The sequence below is a fragment of the Candidatus Pantoea deserta genome, assembly GCF_003813865.1.
In the GTDB taxonomy this organism is placed as follows: Bacteria; Pseudomonadota; Gammaproteobacteria; order Enterobacterales; family Enterobacteriaceae; genus Pantoea; species Pantoea deserta.
This window is the reverse complement of record NZ_RMVG01000001.1, coordinates 328,261-342,580: the sequence shown is the minus strand read 5'-3', so window position 1 is coordinate 342,580 and position 14,320 is coordinate 328,261. Positions and strand designations below refer to the sequence as shown.

Sequence of the window (14,320 nt, the reverse complement as noted above, 5' to 3'; positions counted from 1 at the left end):
TGTAATGCAAAGCAAAAAAAGCGAAATTTGGGTTGGCGTATTTATGCTGCTGGCGCTGGTAGCCATGCTATTTCTCTGCCTGCGTGTGGCGGATCTTAAGTCGCTTGGCACTCAGCCAACGTGGCAGCTCTACGCCACCTTTGACAATATCGGCGGCCTGAAAGTCAGCTCGCCGGTTAAAATTGGCGGGGTGGTGATTGGCAGGGTGACCGACATCTCTCTTGAACCTAAAACGCTGCTGCCGCGCGTCACTATGGCGATCAGCGATGAATATGCTGGTAAAATTTCTGACACCAGTTCGCTGGCGATCCGCACGCAGGGTCTACTCGGCGAGCAATATTTAGCGTTGAATCTGGGCTTTGACGATCCTGAGCTTGGCTCGGCGATGTTAAAAGACGGCGATACGCTGCGCGATACCAAATCGGCGATGGTGCTGGAAGACCTGATTGGTCAGTTCCTGTACAAGAGCGGCGGTGACAATAAAAACGAAACGGACAACACGGGTACGCAGGGCGGCGACAGCGCGCCTGCGGCTCCGGCTCAACCCTGAGAGGTAAAAAACGATGTTTAAACGCTTCCTGATGATCGCCATGCTGGTCGTTGCGCCGCTGGCCGCGGCAAATGCAGCCGATCAAAGCAATCCTTACAAACTGATGAATGAAGCCGCGGCGAAAACCTTTACGCGTCTTAAAAACGAGCAGCCGAAAATCAAGCAGAACCCCAACTATCTGCGCGATATCGTGCGCCAGGAGCTGCTGCCCTACGTGCAGATTAAATATGCGGGCGCGCTGGTGCTGGGGCGCTACTATCGTGAGGCGACGCCGGCGCAGCGCGAAGCCTATTTCAACGCCTTCGGCGACTACCTGGCGCAGGCTTACGGCCAGGCGCTGGCGCTCTATCACGGACAGACTTATCAGATTCAGCCAGAGCAGCCGCTGGGCGACGCGAACATCATCGCGATTCGCGTCACCATTCTCGATCCCAACGGCCGTCCGCCGGTACGCCTGGATTTCCAGTGGCGCAAGAACAGCCAGACCGGGAACTGGCAGGCTTATGACATGGTGGCAGAGGGCGTCAGCATGATCACCACCAAGCAAAACGAATGGAGCGATCTGCTGCGCACCAAAGGCATCGACGGCCTGACTGCACAGCTTAAAACCTACGCGGCGCAGCCGATTACGCTGGATAAACAGTAACGATGCATGAGTCATTACGCTGGCAGCGTGACGCCAGCACCCTCTCGCTCTTTGGCGAACTCGATCGCGATACGCTGCTGGCGCTGTGGCAGCAGCGCGAGACGGTGATCGATAAGGTAGAGGTTATCGACGTTTCCGCGCTGGAGCGTGTCGATTCAGCCGGGCTGGCTCTACTGGTGCACCTGCGCGAAATTGCGCGGGCGCAGGGCGTCACACCGCGTTTTAGCGGGATTAGCGATAAATTGCAGTCGCTGATTACCCTGTATAACCTTCAGCAGATTATTGTTTCTGCGGAAAAAAACACCTGACCTTTCTCAACCTCGTTAAGCCCCTGTTTTTTGCAGGGGCTTTTGTCTGTTTAAGAGTCCGTCGCTTTCCTCTAAGATGTGACCCTTTATTATTTTCAAGTGAAGTCGTGAGCGATGGAAAACAGTGAAATTCAGGCCGTGCTGATGCAAGCGCTGCCGCTGGACGAAGTGCATGTAATGAGCAACGACGGCAGCCATTTTCAGGTGATTGCCGTAGGCGAAATGTTTGGCGAACTGAGCCGTGTAAAAAAACAGCAGGCTGTTTACGCGCCGCTGATGGAATACATCGCCGATAACCGCATTCATGCTGTCTCCATTAAAACCTATACCCCTGCTGAGTGGGCGCGTGACCGTAAACTTAACGGTTTCTGAGCATCCATCAGGGGCGCTCGCCGCCGGCGAGCTAAACCTGTCTTTAGTTAATTGAGAGCCGTGTTAATGGACAAATTTCGTGTACAAGGCCCCACCCGTCTGAGTGGTGAAGTGACCATTTCCGGTGCGAAAAATGCCGCGCTGCCGATTCTGTTTGCTGCGTTGCTGGCCGAAGAGCCAGTCGAGATTCAGAACGTGCCGAAGCTGCGTGATATCGATACCACCATGAAGCTGCTGAGCCAGCTGGGTGCGAAGGTTGAGCGCAACGGCTCCGTACACGTCGATGCCAGCTGCGTGGATATTTTCTGTGCGCCCTATGAGCTGGTGAAAACCATGCGCGCCTCTATCTGGGCGCTGGGACCGCTGGTGGCGCGCTTTGGTCAGGGACAGGTCTCTCTGCCGGGCGGCTGCGCCATCGGCGCGCGTCCGGTGGATCTGCATATTACCGGTCTGGAGCAGCTGGGCGCCGAGATCAAACTGGAAGAGGGCTACGTTAAAGCCTCTGTCGACGGTCGTCTGAAAGGCGCGCATATCGTCATGGATAAAGTCAGCGTCGGCGCGACGGTGACCATCATGAGCGCGGCAACGCTGGCGACAGGCGTGACGATTATCGAAAACGCGGCGCGCGAGCCGGAAATCGTCGACACCGCTAACTTCCTGATTACCCTCGGCGCGAAAATCAGCGGCGCAGGCACGGACAAGATTACGATTGAAGGCGTTGAACGTCTGGGCGGCGGCGTTTACCGCGTGCTGCCGGATCGTATCGAAACCGGCACCTTCCTCGTAGCTGCGGCGATTTCCGGCGGTAAAGTGCTGTGCCGCAATACTCAGCCGGACACGCTTGACGCGGTGCTGGCGAAATTGCGTGACGCGGGAGCCGATATTGAGATCGGCGACGACTGGATCAGTCTGGACATGCACGGCAAGCGTCCGAAAGCCGTTAACGTGCGCACCGCGCCGCATCCAGGCTTCCCGACGGATATGCAGGCGCAGTTCACCCTGCTGAATCTGGTAGCGGAAGGCACCGGAGTGATCACCGAGACCATTTTTGAAAACCGCTTTATGCATATCCCTGAGCTGATTCGTATGGGCGCGCACGCGGAGATCGAAAGCAATACGGCGATCTGCCACGGGGTTGAAAAACTCTCTGGCGCTCAGGTAATGGCGACCGATCTGCGCGCGTCGGCCAGTCTGGTGCTGGCAGGCTGTATTGCTGAAGGCACGACGCTGGTCGATCGTATCTACCATATCGATCGTGGCTATGAGCATATCGAAGATAAACTGAAAGCGATGGGCGCACAGATCGAGCGCGTGAGCGCCGAGTAACCCGCGCTGCGGCTAATAAAATGAAACCAGCCACCTTTGCGCGGCTGGTTTTTTTTCGCCTGAACGATCCTCAGGCGCTGGCGGGATCCTGCTTCTTCTTATTTTGCTCGCCAGAAGATCGAATGCGTTTTTTTCGATCCAGCAGCATGTGCGTTTGCGGATCGTAGTAGCGGCTTGGCCAGATCTCGGCGGGGTGAACGTTAATGGCCTCCGCAATCAGCCACTCTCCTTTCGGCCAGGGACGCGAAAGAGCATTAGCCAGGGTAGAGGAACTCAATCCCGCCTGTCGTGACAATGCTGCCAGTGTGGTGCCGCGTCTGCGCAGCGCGGCAATGACATCAGCAGGATGCCAGTCTTCGATCCTTTTTCGCATATCGCATTCTCCTTGTTCCTTGCGTTAACTATTCCTGTGTTATTCAGGTACGGCAGTTTTCCTTTATCTGGAAATTTATGGATTTTTTTATAGCAGATAGTTTCCATTTAATTCCAGTAATTTTTGCCGCTGGCAAGAGAAGTGCGTGCCGCTACGCAAAAGCGCAGCAACAGGCAGGATGCATTTCTGTAAAAAGAGATCCGGGCGGGAAACAGCGGAGCTGCTGCGGACGCAGCTCCGAAAAGCGTCAGAAATCGCGCTGCACAGACATATGCGCCAGCGACTCCAGGGCGCTGCGCCAGGGGGATTCCGGCAGGGCGTTAAGCGCCTGAATCGCTTTGTCCGCTTCCTGCTCGGCGCGCTTGCGCGTCCACTCCAGCGAGCCGCACTGCTGCATGGCGGCCAGCACCGGTTCCAGAAGATGGCGGCCATTGCCCTGTTCGATGGCGTCGCGAATCATGCTCGCCTGTTCCGGCGTGCCGTTGTGCATCGCATGCAGCAGCGGCAGGGTAGGCTTGCCTTCGCTCAGGTCATCCCCTGTATTTTTGCCCAGCGTCGCGCCATCCGCGCTGTAGTCGAGCAGATCGTCAATCAGCTGGAACGCCGTGCCGAGATAGCGCCCATAATCCTGCATCGCCTTCTCCTGCTCGGCTGTCGCCTCGGCGAGAATCGCGGAGGCCTGCGAGGCGGCTTCGAACAAACGCGCGGTTTTACTGTAAATCACGCGCATGTAGCTCTCTTCCGTGATGTCGGGATCGTTAACGTTCATGAGCTGTAACACTTCGCCTTCGGCGATCACGTTCACGGCTTCGGACATCAGCGCCAGAATGCGCAGCGACCCCATGCTGGTCATCATCTGGAAAGCGCGCGTATAGATAAAATCGCCGACCAGCACGCTGGCCGCGTTGCCGAAGGCCGCATTAGCGGTGGCCTTGCCGCGACGCATATCGGATTCATCCACCACGTCGTCATGCAGCAGCGTGGCGGTATGGATAAATTCGATCAGCGCCGCGTTGGTGACGTGCAGGTTGCCCTGATAGCCGAGCGCGCGTGCGGAGAGCACGGCGATCATAGGGCGGATGCGCTTGCCGCCGCCGCTGATGATGTAATATCCCAGCTGGTTAATCAGCGAGACATCGGAATTCAGCTGGTCGAGGATGGTCTGGTTGACGGCCGCCATATCCTGCGCGGTTAATTCATTAATCTGTTCTAAGTTCATTCGTCTTTTCAGCTTTGACTCGTTTCAACGGCGTATGGTACGTGCTTTAACCAGCCTGAGTTCAGGTTATCTGTTACTGATTGTACTTGAATTTTCCAGATGAGAAACGTTTGGGATCGGCCTGTGTTTTTTTTCTGCAAGAGAGTGCAAAGTGCACTTGTCTTCTGCTGGAGATTTGCGTAGAATTCGCGCCCTATTGTGAATATTTATCGCGCCGCCTGATGAACGAAAGGCATGCGCAGAAGCGGAGTTTTATATGTACGCGGTTTTCCAAAGTGGTGGTAAACAACACCGAGTAAGCGAAGGTCAGACCGTTCGCCTGGAAAAGCTGGACATCGCAACCGGTGAAACCATTGAGTTTGACCAGGTGCTGATGATCGCAAATGGCGAAGACGTGAAAATCGGCGCGCCACTGGTTTCAGGCGGCGTGATCAAAGCTGAAATCGTTGCGCACGGTCGCGGCGAGAAAGTTAAAATCGTTAAGTTTCGTCGTCGTAAGCACTACCGTAAGCAGGCTGGCCACCGTCAGTGGTTCACTGATGTGAAAATTACTGGCATCAGCGCTTAAGAGGAGATCTGACAAATGGCACATAAAAAGGCTGGTGGCTCGACTCGTAACGGTCGTGACTCCAATGCAAAACGTCTGGGCGTAAAACGTTTCGGTGGCGAATCTGTTCTGGCAGGTAGCATCATCGTTCGTCAGCGTGGCACCAAATTCCACGCTGGTACTAACGTAGGCTGTGGTCGTGACCACACCCTGTTTGCTACCGCAGACGGCAAAGTAAAATTCGAAGTGAAAGGTCCGAACAACCGTAAATACATCAGCATCGTTGCTGAGTAAGGTTGTCGTGACGCAGACAGCGACTGTCTGAACGCACGAATAAAAGCCCCGCAGCCATTGCGGGGCTTTTTACATTCTGCGACCTGTCGCGCTGTATTGCTGTACACTTTATGTACGCCTGATGAAAATCAGCCCTGATTTATCCGCCGCCGGTCAGCGCAGACAGACCCTGGCGGACCCGCCCGCAGCAGCGACTCGCGCGACGGGCGATTGTGTGACGGAGAAAGAAAATGAAGTTTGTTGATGAAGCAACCATCCTGGTGGTTGCAGGCGACGGCGGCAACGGCTGCGTCAGCTTCCGCCGTGAAAAATATATTCCGAAAGGCGGTCCGGACGGCGGCGACGGCGGCGACGGCGGCGATGTTTATCTGGTGGCCGACGAAAACCTCAATACCCTGATTGACTACCGTTTTGAGAAGTCTTTTCGCGCCGAGCGTGGCCAGAACGGCCAGAGCCGCGACTGTACCGGCAAACGCGGTCAGGACATCATTGTCAAAGTACCGGTCGGCACGCGCGTAATCGATCAGGGCACCGGCGAAACGCTGGGCGATATGACGCGTCATGAGCAGAAGCTGATGGTGGCCAAAGGCGGCTGGCACGGCCTGGGCAACACGCGCTTCAAATCCTCTGTTAACCGTACCCCGCGTCAGAAAACCATGGGTACGCCGGGCGAAAAACGCGATTTACAGCTGGAGCTGATGCTGCTGGCTGACGTCGGAATGCTGGGCCTGCCTAACGCCGGTAAATCGACCTTTATCCGCGCCGTATCCGCAGCCAAGCCGAAAGTGGCGGACTATCCGTTCACGACCCTGGTGCCAAGCCTCGGCGTGGTGCGTATGGACAGCGAGCAGAGCTTTGTCGTCGCCGATATTCCGGGCCTGATTGAGGGCGCGGCGGAAGGCGCAGGCCTGGGCATTCGCTTCCTGAAGCACCTGGAGCGCTGCCGCGTGCTGCTGCATCTGATCGACATCGCGCCGATTGATGAATCCGATCCGGTAGAAAACGCGCGCATTATTCTCGGCGAGCTGGAAAAGTACAGCGACAAGCTCTTCAACAAGCCGCGCTGGCTGGTGTTCAACAAAGTCGACCTGATCGACGAAGAGGAAGCGCAGGCGCGCGCGAAAGCCATTGCTGAAGCGCTGGGCTGGGAAGAGAAATATTACCTGATCTCCGCCGCGAGCCGTCAGGGCGTGCAGGATCTCTGCTGGGACGTGATGAGTTTCATCAACGCCAATCCGAAGGAAGCGGAAGAAGAAGAGAAGAAACCCGAGAAAGTCGAGTTCATGTGGGATGATTACCACCGTGAAGCGATGGAGAGCGTGGCAGAAGAAGAAGACGAAGAGTGGGATGACGACTGGGATGAGGATGACGACGAAGGCGTCGAGATCATCTACCAGCGTTAATGCCGAAAAAAAGGGACAGCGAAAGCTGTCCCTTTTGCTTTATCCCAGCACCGCGACCGTGAGGCGCGACGAACAGAGCAGCTGACCACGGGCGTTGCGGATCTCTGTCTGCCACACCTGGTTGCGTGAGCCGATATGCACAGGGCGGCAGATGCCGCGCACTTCGCCGCTGGAAATCGAGCGATGATGGCTGGCGTTTACCTCAATGCCGACCACGCTTTTACCTTCTTCCGTGCAGAGATAGCCCGCGATCGAACCCATCGACTCCGCCAGCACCACCGACGCGCCGCCGTGCAGCAGGCCGAAAGGCTGATGCGTGCGCGCATCCACCGGCATCACCGCCTCCAGATAGTCGTCGCCGATAGCGGTAAAGCGAATGCCGAGATGCGCCACCAGCGACCTCTCGCCCATCGCGTTTAGCGCCTCGAGATCGGTTTCCCGTTTCCAGATCGCCATCGATCAGGCTCCCAGCGTCGCGCCGCCGTCGACCACGATGTCCTGCAATACGACGTGGCTGGCAAGATCCGAGGCGAGGAACAAGACGTTGTGGGCGATCTCCTGCGGCTGCGCGATCTTACGCAGCGGGATCCCCAGCTTATATTGATCCGGAAAGCCGTCGATCATCTCCTGCTCGGCGGTGGGCGTGTGCCACAGGCTGCGCTGCATCTCGGTATCGGTCGAACCGGGCGAAACGATATTGCAGCGCACGCCGAACGGCGCCATCTCCAGGCCGACGGTCAGGCAGAGACTGCGCAGCGCGGCTTTAGACGCGCCATAGGCAGACATGCCGATGCGCGGCGCATGGGCGGAGTTAGACGCAATGGTGACAATCGCGCCTGCGCGCTGCTGGCGGAAGAGCGGCAGCGTCTGCTGAAACATATTGAATGCGCCGCCGACGTTCACCGCCAGGCAGGCCTGAAAATCGGCAAACGAAATCTCGTCGGTGGCGCCGATGCGCAGAATGCCCGCGCCGTTTACCAGCACATCGAGGCGCGTTTGCTCCGCAAGCAGACGCTGACAGACGGTTTTCACCTGATCTGGATCGGCCACGTCCAGCGTATGGCAGGCAAAAGGATAGTCGCTATCGTGAAAGCGCCGATCAAAGCCCTGCACCTGCGCGCCCGCCGCGTGAAACGCGAGGGCGGTGTGATAGCCGATCCCCTGGCCAGCGCCCGTTACCCAGACGATTTTACCGCTGAAGTCGAAGCTGTGGCTCATTGCGCAGGCTCCCGCGACAGCAGCGCCCACCAGCCGTCGATGGTGGGTGTTTTCGCCAGGCTAACAAAATCGATGTCGCCGTGCACCTGACGCCAGCGCGCCGCCAGCGCCATCACGCGCACGGAATCCAGACCGTAGTCGATCAGGTTTTCATCATCCTCTGGCGTCTCGTCATCCTCCAGCAGCGGCAGAACAAGCGCGCGCAGATCCGCTTTGCTGAGCGGCAGCGGCATCAGATCGGCGGTCATCACCACCTTGCCGCTGCGTCCGGCGGTGTAGGTCAGCGCCATCATATGCTCGTCACGGCTGAAGTCCGCCAGCGCATCGGCCACCATAAAGGGCTGAATGTTACGCATAAAGGCGTCGGTGGCGGTGGTGAGGCAGCCGATATGCGCATAGACGCCGGTGATCACTAACTGGTCGCGCCCCATCTCTTGCAGGATCGATTCCAGCGGCGAGCGAACAAAAGCGCTGTAGCGCCATTTGGTCAGCACATGGTCATCGGCATCCGGTGCCAGCGCCTCGACGATTTTCTGCTGATCCGGATGTTTGTTCAGGCCCGGTCCCCACATATCATTGAGCAGGGCGCGATCTTCATCGCTCTGCTGATTTGGCTGCGCGGTATAAAACACCGGAATGCCCTGAGCTTTACAGTAAGCACGCAGGCGGGCGATATTTTCCACCACCTGATTAACCAGCGGGCTGTTCTCGCCCCAGAAATTCAGAAAGTAGGCCTGCATATCATGAATAAGCAGCGCGGCGCGCTGCGGCTCCAGCGTCCATTTCACCTTGTTGGCGGGCAGCTCGGCAGCCGCAGGCAGCGCATAGGAAGTCAGTTTTGGAATAGCCATAGAATCTCCGGAACAGGTCAGGCTTGCGCGGGGTGATCGGCAAGCTGTTGGCGCAGACGCTTCTTGTCTACCTTGCCGACAGGCGTCAGCGGCAGCGCGTCTACGCAGGTAATACGGTCGGGCAACTTATATTCAGCCACGCCCAGTTCGCGCAGATGGCGACGCAGCGCCACCGGCTTAAGCGGCTGACGGGCGACGATAAAGGCACAGCTCTTTTCGCCCATCAGCTCATCGTGCATCGAGACCAGCGCCGCATGGATGACATCGGGATGGCGTTGCAGCAGGTTTTCAATCTCCTCAGCGGCAATCTTTTCGCCGCCGCGGTTAATCTGATCTTTTTCCCGGCCCTGCACGGTGATATAGCCCTGCGGGTTCATCTCGATCAGATCCCCTGAGCAGTAAAATCCGTTGGCGTCAAAGCTGGCGGCGTTGTGCGCCGGACTCTGGTAATAGCCGCGGAAGGTATAAGGCCCGCGCGTCATCAGACGACCCATCTTGCCAGGCGGCAGCGGCTCGCCGTTCTCATCGGCGACCCAGACTTCGTCATCGGGCGAAATCGGACGGCCCTGCGTGGTGAGAATCGTTTTTTCGTCATCATCGAGTCGGGTGTAGTTCACCAGGCCTTCGGCCATGCCAAAGACCTGCTGAAGCTGACAGCCGATCTCGCGCTGAATGCGCGCCGCGAGCGTTTCGCCCAGCTTCGCGCCGCCAACCTGCATACGTTGCAGCGACGCCAGCGCTTTATTGCTGCCCCAGTCATTGATCGCCTGTAGCCACAGGCTCACCGCTGGCGGCACCAGCCCGGTATCCGTCACCTGATGCTTTTCAATTAGCGGGAAACAGTGTGTCGCGCTGGGGTCGTCGGCCAGAATCACCTGACCTCCGGCATAGAAGACGCCCAGCGAGCCGGGTGAACTCATCGCAAAATTATGCGGAGCAGGGAGGGCGATCAGATAGCGTGTTTCGGCGGTAATCGCGCAGATCTCGTCGCTGGCGCGAATGCTGTAGTAGTAGTCGTTGTGCGTGCGCGGGATCAGCTTCGGCGTACCGGTACTGCCGCCGGAGAGCTGGAAAAAAGCGACTTCATCGGCGGCGGTCGGCGTGGGCTGGAAATCGCCCGCCGGTTCGGCCATCAGCGCCTCCAGCGTGTTTTCCGTCTGCCGGTCATTGCGCAGAATAACCTGATGCAGCGAGGAGTGCGCTTCGCACAGTCCGTCAATAAAATCGTTGCCGGCGAACAGCGCGTGCTGCCGATCGGCGATCAGCAGCGCTGGCTCAATTTGCGCGGCGTAAGCCTGCAATTCGGTGCGCTGGTGGCTGAACAGCGCACAGACCGGGGCGACGCCAAGTTTGAACAGCGCGAAAAGGGTAACGTAGAAGTCGGCGACGTTGCCAAGCTGCACCAGCGCGGTATCGCCATTCTTTACGCCGCGACGCTGTAGCGCGGCGGCGAGATTGTCGCTGCGCTGCGCCAGCTGGCGATAGCTCAGCTGCCTGTCGCCTTCGATAACGGCAATAACGTCGCTGTGCTTGTGACGGTCGAGAATGTCGGTCATCGGCACATCCAGCCAGTAACCTTTTTCACGATAGCGCGCCGCCAGATCCTCTGGCCAGCGATAGTAGGGAATCGACATGGTATTTCCTTTATTGCAGTCCAAACGCGCGCAGCATGGTGTCGAGTTTGACACCGGTTTCGCGCCATTCTGATTCGGGTTGGGAATCGGCGACAATGCCCGCGCCGGCGAACAGGCGCACGCGCGCGCCGTGCACGGTGCCGCAGCGAATCGTCACCACCCATTCGCCGTTGCCTTGCTCGTCGCACCAGCCAACGATGCCGCCGAACAGCTGACGTTCAAAGGGTTCCAGCGTCTGAATAAGCTGCCGGGCGTGCTGATGAGGGAAACCGCTCAGCGCCGGAGTGGGGTGCAGCAGGCAGGCGAGCGACAGCGCGTTTTCTCTTTCGTCGAGCGCTTCACCATCAATCTGCGTGGCAAGATGCCACAGCGTGGCGGTGGTCAGCAGAGAGGGCGTTTCTGGCACCGCCAGCAGGCGGCTGCGCGGCTGCAATACCTCGCGCATCGCATCGGTCACCAGTCTGTGCTCATGGCGATCTTTCGCAGAGCGCATCAGCGTATCGCCCGCCGCGCGATCGCGCTGCGCATCAGCCTCGCGCCGCGCCGATCCGGCAAGGGGGCAGGAGCTAAAATCGCGTCCCTGCTTACGCAGCATCAACTCCGGGCTGGCTCCCACCAGCGATCCGCCCTGCGGCAGCGGCAGATGGAAATGATAGCTGTCGGGATTTTGCGCCACGATACGCTGCATCAGCGCGGCGACGTCCACCGGCTGTTCCGTCACGATGTCCATCAGGCGCGACAGCACCACTTTATCCAGCTCGCCGCGCTGGGTGGCGGCAACGGCCTGCGCCACCATATCGGTAAACACATCGTGATCCGGCACCGCCGCGCGGCGGCGCACCTGCGGCAACGCCGCCTGCGTCGCGGGCAGGGCAGCCTGCAAGTCGCCGCGATCAAAGAACTGATGCGATTCGGGGATAAACAGCGCGGCGGGCTGCGCCACGTCGAATGGAATCGCGCCGACCAGAATGGGGTGAGTAATACCCTGCTTTTTCGCCGAAGCGAAGTGGTGCTTTAACTGCTGTTGAAAAGCGCCATTCAGCGCGTCGCCATCGGTCACCGGCGAGGCGATGGTGGTGTAGCAGCCTTGCGTAGCGATACTGCGCCACGGCGATGTGAAGAGAAATCCGCGACAGAGCGCGGAGAAATCCTCAAGCAGGGGATTTCCAAACGTCAATGTTTCCACCATAATTTTCACCTATAAATGATAAGAGTATTAATAATGATTATCATTTGTATTGTGGTCCTGTAACCTACGTTGATTACGGCGGAGTGTCAATAAATTCGCGGTGTTCTGAGCTGGCCCTTTGGGTTATTCAGAGGATTTACAGGGTGTGGTATCCCAGTTAAAGGTGGATTGAATCTTATGTTTAAGCGGAGCTTTACGGCGTTTGCCGCGCTGGTTTTCGTTACGGTCTTAGCCAGTTCAGGCGCGCGCGCCAGCAGCGGCTGGCCGCGCACCCTGCAAAGCGTCAACGGCAGCATCACGCTGCAACAGGCACCGCAGCGCATTGTCTCGACCAGCGTGACGCTGACCGGCTCGCTGCTGGCGATCAATGCGCCGGTGATTGCCAGCGGCGCAACCGCTCCCGGCAGTCGGCTGGCCGACGAGCAGGGCTTTTTCCGCCAGTGGGGCGAGGAGGCGAAGCGTAAAAACGTTAAGCGCCTCTATATCGGGGAAGCCAGCGCCGAAGCGGTGGCCGCCGAAGCGCCAGATCTGATTATCGTCAGCGCCACCGGCAACGACTCCGCTATCAGGCTGATGGATCAGTTCTCCGCTATCGCGCCTACGCTGGTGGTGAACTATGACGATAAGAGCTGGCAGCAGCTGATGACGCAGCTTGGAGAGGCGACCGGCCACGAGGCGGATGCGGCGGCGCGCATTAAAGCTTTTGATGCGCAGCAGGCGGCGCTGAAGCAGAAAATGACGCTGCCGCCGCAGCCCGTGACCGCCATGGTGTTCAACGGCGGCGGCCGCGCGGTGAATGTGTGGACCAGCGCGTCGTCACAGGGTCAGCTGCTGGAGCAGCTCGGCTTTACCCTTGCCGTGCCGCCCGCCAGCGTGCAGCAGTCGCACAGTATGGGCCAGCGCAAAGATATTATTCAGCTCTCCGGCGAAAACGTGGCCAGCGGGCTGAACGGCAACAGTTTCCTGCTGTTTGCCGCAGAACAACCCGCCGTGCGGCAGGTAACAGAGAACCCTTTCCTGGCGCAGACCGCGGCGGTCAAACAACGGCAGGTGTATGCGCTGGGCGCGGATACATTCCGCCTCGATTACTACAGCGCCAGCCATCTGCTGGCGCGTCTGGAGCAGCTGTTCGTTAAATCATAGCGGCTCTTCCGCCAGCTCGGGCGCGGGCGGCTGGTAGCGACGCAGCTTCGCCATCAGCAGCCACATCAGCAGACCCAGCAGCGCCGCGCCGAATCCCAAAAGCGTGGCGGCCTGCTGGGGCAGCAGCCAGGAACCCATCGCGCCGATCAGCGCCGCGCCGATGGCGTCGCCGGTCACATTCTGCGCCGTCCACAGACTATTGATGCGGCCCAGCAGCGCGTCGGGCGTCAGCGACTGGATAAGCGTGTATTGCACCAGGCTGGTTATGGCGCTGAAGTAGCCGAACGCCGCCAGGCAGATCAGCCCTGGCGCGAACCACGGCATCAGGCTAAACAACCCAAGCGCAAGAAAAGCGGCGATGGCGCTGCCGATAATCAGCCTGCCAGGCTGCGGCGAGTGGGTCAGCCGTCCGCTGGTCAGCGCGCCCAGCGCCGCGCCAAGCGGCACGGCGGCATACATCAGTCCGAGTTGATTCAGGCTGACCTGCCAGTGCGGGGCCAGCGCCGGATAGAGCACGCGCACCGCGCTCGCCAGCGTGACCAGCGCGCCGATCAGCGCGGCCATGCCGACAACCGGCGCGGAAAAGAGAAACTGCACGCCGCCGGTCAGCGCCCTGAGCGGATGCTCGCGCGGCTGAGGCGGCGGCGGCATGACCGGCAGCCGCAGCAGCGTCAGCACGGTCAGCAGCGTGCCGAAGGCGGCCAGGCCATAGTTCCAGGCCGCGCCGCCGTGGGCGATCACCAGTCCCCCGATAGCGGGTGAGAGAATAGAGCCGAAGCGCACGGTCAGCATCGTGATCGCGCCAGCCTGCGCCAGATTTTCGCGTCCTGCCAGCGCCGGGGTTGCCGCCAGCAGGGCAGTGACGCCAATCGCGCCGCAAAAACCGTCCCACAGCCCCAGCAGGAACACCGCCGCCACTGAGGGCGTCGGCAGCGAGGCATTGACCGCCAGCGCGACAAAACCCAGCCCGCAGGTGGATCGCGCAATCAGAATCAGACGTTTACGCTCATAGCGATCCGCCAGTACGCCGCCGGTCAGCAGCCCGACAAACATGCCTGCGCCCGCCAGCGTGACGGCCAGCCCGACCAGCGCAGGCGAGCCGGTCAGCTGCTGGATCTGTACCGGAACGGCAATCGCCAGCATGCCGAGCGCGACAATAGAGATAAAACGGGCAATAAAGACGGCACGGAATGCCGGATGCGTTTTCAACAGACTGAAATCGATCAGGTGGGAGGGTTTGTTCATTT

Annotated in this window: 17 protein-coding genes; 9 read left to right on the top strand and 8 right to left on the bottom strand. The window is 59.1% G+C overall.

Translation table 11 applies throughout. The features are described from left to right. Window positions 1-4: 4 nt before the first annotated feature. The 5 genes from mlaD (at window position 5) to murA (ending at window position 3,202) form a co-directional block, all read left to right on the top strand. Entirely contained in the window at window positions 5-550 is a 546-nt protein-coding gene (mlaD, locus tag BBB56_RS01585) for an outer membrane lipid asymmetry maintenance protein MlaD (protein ID WP_123798182.1), read from the top strand. 13 nt (window positions 551-563) lie between these two features. Beyond that, window positions 564-1,196 (top strand): phospholipid-binding protein MlaC, encoded by a 633-nt coding sequence (gene mlaC, locus BBB56_RS01580; RefSeq protein ID WP_123798181.1) that lies wholly within the window; start codon window positions 564-566, stop codon window positions 1,194-1,196. Window positions 1,197-1,198: 2 nt separating this feature from the next. Continuing rightward, window positions 1,199-1,504: a lipid asymmetry maintenance protein MlaB gene (gene mlaB, locus BBB56_RS01575; RefSeq protein ID WP_123798180.1), complete on the top strand. Its 306-nt coding sequence runs from the start codon at window positions 1,199-1,201 to the stop codon at window positions 1,502-1,504. Between the two features lie 114 nt (window positions 1,505-1,618). Next, window positions 1,619-1,876, top strand: coding sequence for a BolA family iron metabolism protein IbaG (ibaG, locus tag BBB56_RS01570; protein ID WP_123798179.1), 258 nt, complete (start codon window positions 1,619-1,621; stop codon window positions 1,874-1,876). A 66-nt stretch (window positions 1,877-1,942) separates the two neighbouring features. Next, the gene (murA, locus tag BBB56_RS01565) at window positions 1,943-3,202 is read left to right on the top strand and encodes a UDP-N-acetylglucosamine 1-carboxyvinyltransferase (protein ID WP_123798178.1); all 1,260 of its coding nucleotides are present in this window, start codon (window positions 1,943-1,945) and stop codon (window positions 3,200-3,202) included. 70 nt (window positions 3,203-3,272) lie between these two features. On the opposite strand, the gene BBB56_RS01560 is transcribed toward murA, so the two are convergent. Both BBB56_RS01560 and ispB read right to left on the bottom strand, forming a co-directional pair. Beyond that, complete coding sequence (locus tag BBB56_RS01560) at window positions 3,273-3,575, bottom strand: helix-turn-helix domain-containing protein (protein ID WP_123798177.1); 303 nt, start codon at window positions 3,573-3,575, stop codon at window positions 3,273-3,275. A 247-nt stretch (window positions 3,576-3,822) separates the two neighbouring features. Continuing rightward, window positions 3,823-4,794 (bottom strand): octaprenyl diphosphate synthase, encoded by a 972-nt coding sequence (ispB, locus tag BBB56_RS01555; protein ID WP_123798176.1) that lies wholly within the window; start codon window positions 4,792-4,794, stop codon window positions 3,823-3,825. A gap of 256 nt (window positions 4,795-5,050) precedes the next feature. On the opposite strand from ispB, the gene rplU reads away from it, so the two are divergent. From rplU to cgtA, 3 genes are all read left to right on the top strand, one after another. Then, window positions 5,051-5,362 carry a 50S ribosomal protein L21 gene (gene rplU / locus BBB56_RS01550; protein ID WP_033749281.1) on the top strand — a complete coding sequence of 104 codons (312 nt, stop codon included), beginning with the start codon at window positions 5,051-5,053 and terminating at the stop codon, window positions 5,360-5,362. A 15-nt stretch (window positions 5,363-5,377) separates the two neighbouring features. Continuing rightward, window positions 5,378-5,635 (top strand): 50S ribosomal protein L27, encoded by a 258-nt coding sequence (gene rpmA / locus BBB56_RS01545; RefSeq protein ID WP_017349604.1) that lies wholly within the window; start codon window positions 5,378-5,380, stop codon window positions 5,633-5,635. Window positions 5,636-5,865: 230 nt separating this feature from the next. Next, on the top strand, window positions 5,866-7,038 hold the full coding sequence (gene cgtA / locus BBB56_RS01540; protein ID WP_123798175.1) for an Obg family GTPase CgtA: 1,173 nt from the start codon (window positions 5,866-5,868) through the stop codon (window positions 7,036-7,038). A gap of 39 nt (window positions 7,039-7,077) precedes the next feature. Here cgtA and BBB56_RS01535 read toward each other — a convergent pair whose 3' ends face one another. Genes BBB56_RS01535 through BBB56_RS01515 form a run of 5 tightly spaced genes read right to left on the bottom strand, consistent with a single transcriptional unit; the run spans window position 7,078 to window position 11,930 of the window. Further along, entirely contained in the window at window positions 7,078-7,494 is a 417-nt protein-coding gene (locus BBB56_RS01535) for a hotdog fold thioesterase (protein ID WP_123798174.1), read from the bottom strand. 3 nt (window positions 7,495-7,497) lie between these two features. Further along, window positions 7,498-8,256: a 2,3-dihydro-2,3-dihydroxybenzoate dehydrogenase gene (gene dhbA, locus BBB56_RS01530; RefSeq protein ID WP_123798173.1), complete on the bottom strand. Its 759-nt coding sequence runs from the start codon at window positions 8,254-8,256 to the stop codon at window positions 7,498-7,500. Then, a complete protein-coding gene (locus tag BBB56_RS01525; RefSeq protein ID WP_123798172.1) occupies window positions 8,253-9,107 on the bottom strand; it encodes an isochorismatase family protein in 855 nt (284 codons plus the stop codon). Before BBB56_RS01525 ends, dhbA begins: the two co-directional genes overlap by 4 nt. 17 nt (window positions 9,108-9,124) lie before the next feature. Continuing rightward, on the bottom strand, window positions 9,125-10,741 hold the full coding sequence (locus BBB56_RS01520) for a (2,3-dihydroxybenzoyl)adenylate synthase (RefSeq protein ID WP_123798171.1): 1,617 nt from the start codon (window positions 10,739-10,741) through the stop codon (window positions 9,125-9,127). A gap of 10 nt (window positions 10,742-10,751) precedes the next feature. Then, a complete protein-coding gene (locus tag BBB56_RS01515) occupies window positions 10,752-11,930 on the bottom strand; it encodes an isochorismate synthase (protein ID WP_123798170.1) in 1,179 nt (392 codons plus the stop codon). A 177-nt stretch (window positions 11,931-12,107) separates the two neighbouring features. On the opposite strand from BBB56_RS01515, the gene fepB reads away from it, so the two are divergent. Continuing rightward, window positions 12,108-13,073 carry a Fe2+-enterobactin ABC transporter substrate-binding protein gene (gene fepB, locus BBB56_RS01510; protein ID WP_123798169.1) on the top strand — a complete coding sequence of 322 codons (966 nt, stop codon included), beginning with the start codon at window positions 12,108-12,110 and terminating at the stop codon, window positions 13,071-13,073. Here the strand turns inward: fepB and entS are convergent. Then, on the bottom strand, window positions 13,068-14,318 hold the full coding sequence (gene entS, locus BBB56_RS01505; protein ID WP_233592968.1) for an enterobactin transporter EntS: 1,251 nt from the start codon (window positions 14,316-14,318) through the stop codon (window positions 13,068-13,070). The two genes, fepB and entS, sit on opposite strands and share 6 nt — an antisense overlap. Window positions 14,319-14,320 lie beyond the last annotated feature (2 nt).

Coding starts and splice junctions, on each gene's coding strand:
- mlaD (WP_123798182.1), top strand. CDS start 5: ATGCAAAGCAAAAAAAGCGAAATTTGGGTTGGCGTATTTATGCTGCTG.
- mlaC (WP_123798181.1), top strand. CDS start 564: ATGTTTAAACGCTTCCTGATGATCGCCATGCTGGTCGTTGCGCCGCTG.
- mlaB (WP_123798180.1), top strand. CDS start 1,199: ATGCATGAGTCATTACGCTGGCAGCGTGACGCCAGCACCCTCTCGCTC.
- ibaG (WP_123798179.1), top strand. CDS start 1,619: ATGGAAAACAGTGAAATTCAGGCCGTGCTGATGCAAGCGCTGCCGCTG.
- murA (WP_123798178.1), top strand. CDS start 1,943: ATGGACAAATTTCGTGTACAAGGCCCCACCCGTCTGAGTGGTGAAGTG.
- BBB56_RS01560 (WP_123798177.1), bottom strand. CDS start 3,575: ATGCGAAAAAGGATCGAAGACTGGCATCCTGCTGATGTCATTGCCGCG.
- ispB (WP_123798176.1), bottom strand. CDS start 4,794: ATGAACTTAGAACAGATTAATGAATTAACCGCGCAGGATATGGCGGCC.
- rplU (WP_033749281.1), top strand. CDS start 5,051: ATGTACGCGGTTTTCCAAAGTGGTGGTAAACAACACCGAGTAAGCGAA.
- rpmA (WP_017349604.1), top strand. CDS start 5,378: ATGGCACATAAAAAGGCTGGTGGCTCGACTCGTAACGGTCGTGACTCC.
- cgtA (WP_123798175.1), top strand. CDS start 5,866: ATGAAGTTTGTTGATGAAGCAACCATCCTGGTGGTTGCAGGCGACGGC.
- BBB56_RS01535 (WP_123798174.1), bottom strand. CDS start 7,494: ATGGCGATCTGGAAACGGGAAACCGATCTCGAGGCGCTAAACGCGATG.
- dhbA (WP_123798173.1), bottom strand. CDS start 8,256: ATGAGCCACAGCTTCGACTTCAGCGGTAAAATCGTCTGGGTAACGGGC.
- BBB56_RS01525 (WP_123798172.1), bottom strand. CDS start 9,107: ATGGCTATTCCAAAACTGACTTCCTATGCGCTGCCTGCGGCTGCCGAG.
- BBB56_RS01520 (WP_123798171.1), bottom strand. CDS start 10,741: ATGTCGATTCCCTACTATCGCTGGCCAGAGGATCTGGCGGCGCGCTAT.
- BBB56_RS01515 (WP_123798170.1), bottom strand. CDS start 11,930: ATGGTGGAAACATTGACGTTTGGAAATCCCCTGCTTGAGGATTTCTCC.
- fepB (WP_123798169.1), top strand. CDS start 12,108: ATGTTTAAGCGGAGCTTTACGGCGTTTGCCGCGCTGGTTTTCGTTACG.
- entS (WP_233592968.1), bottom strand. CDS start 14,318: ATGAACAAACCCTCCCACCTGATCGATTTCAGTCTGTTGAAAACGCAT.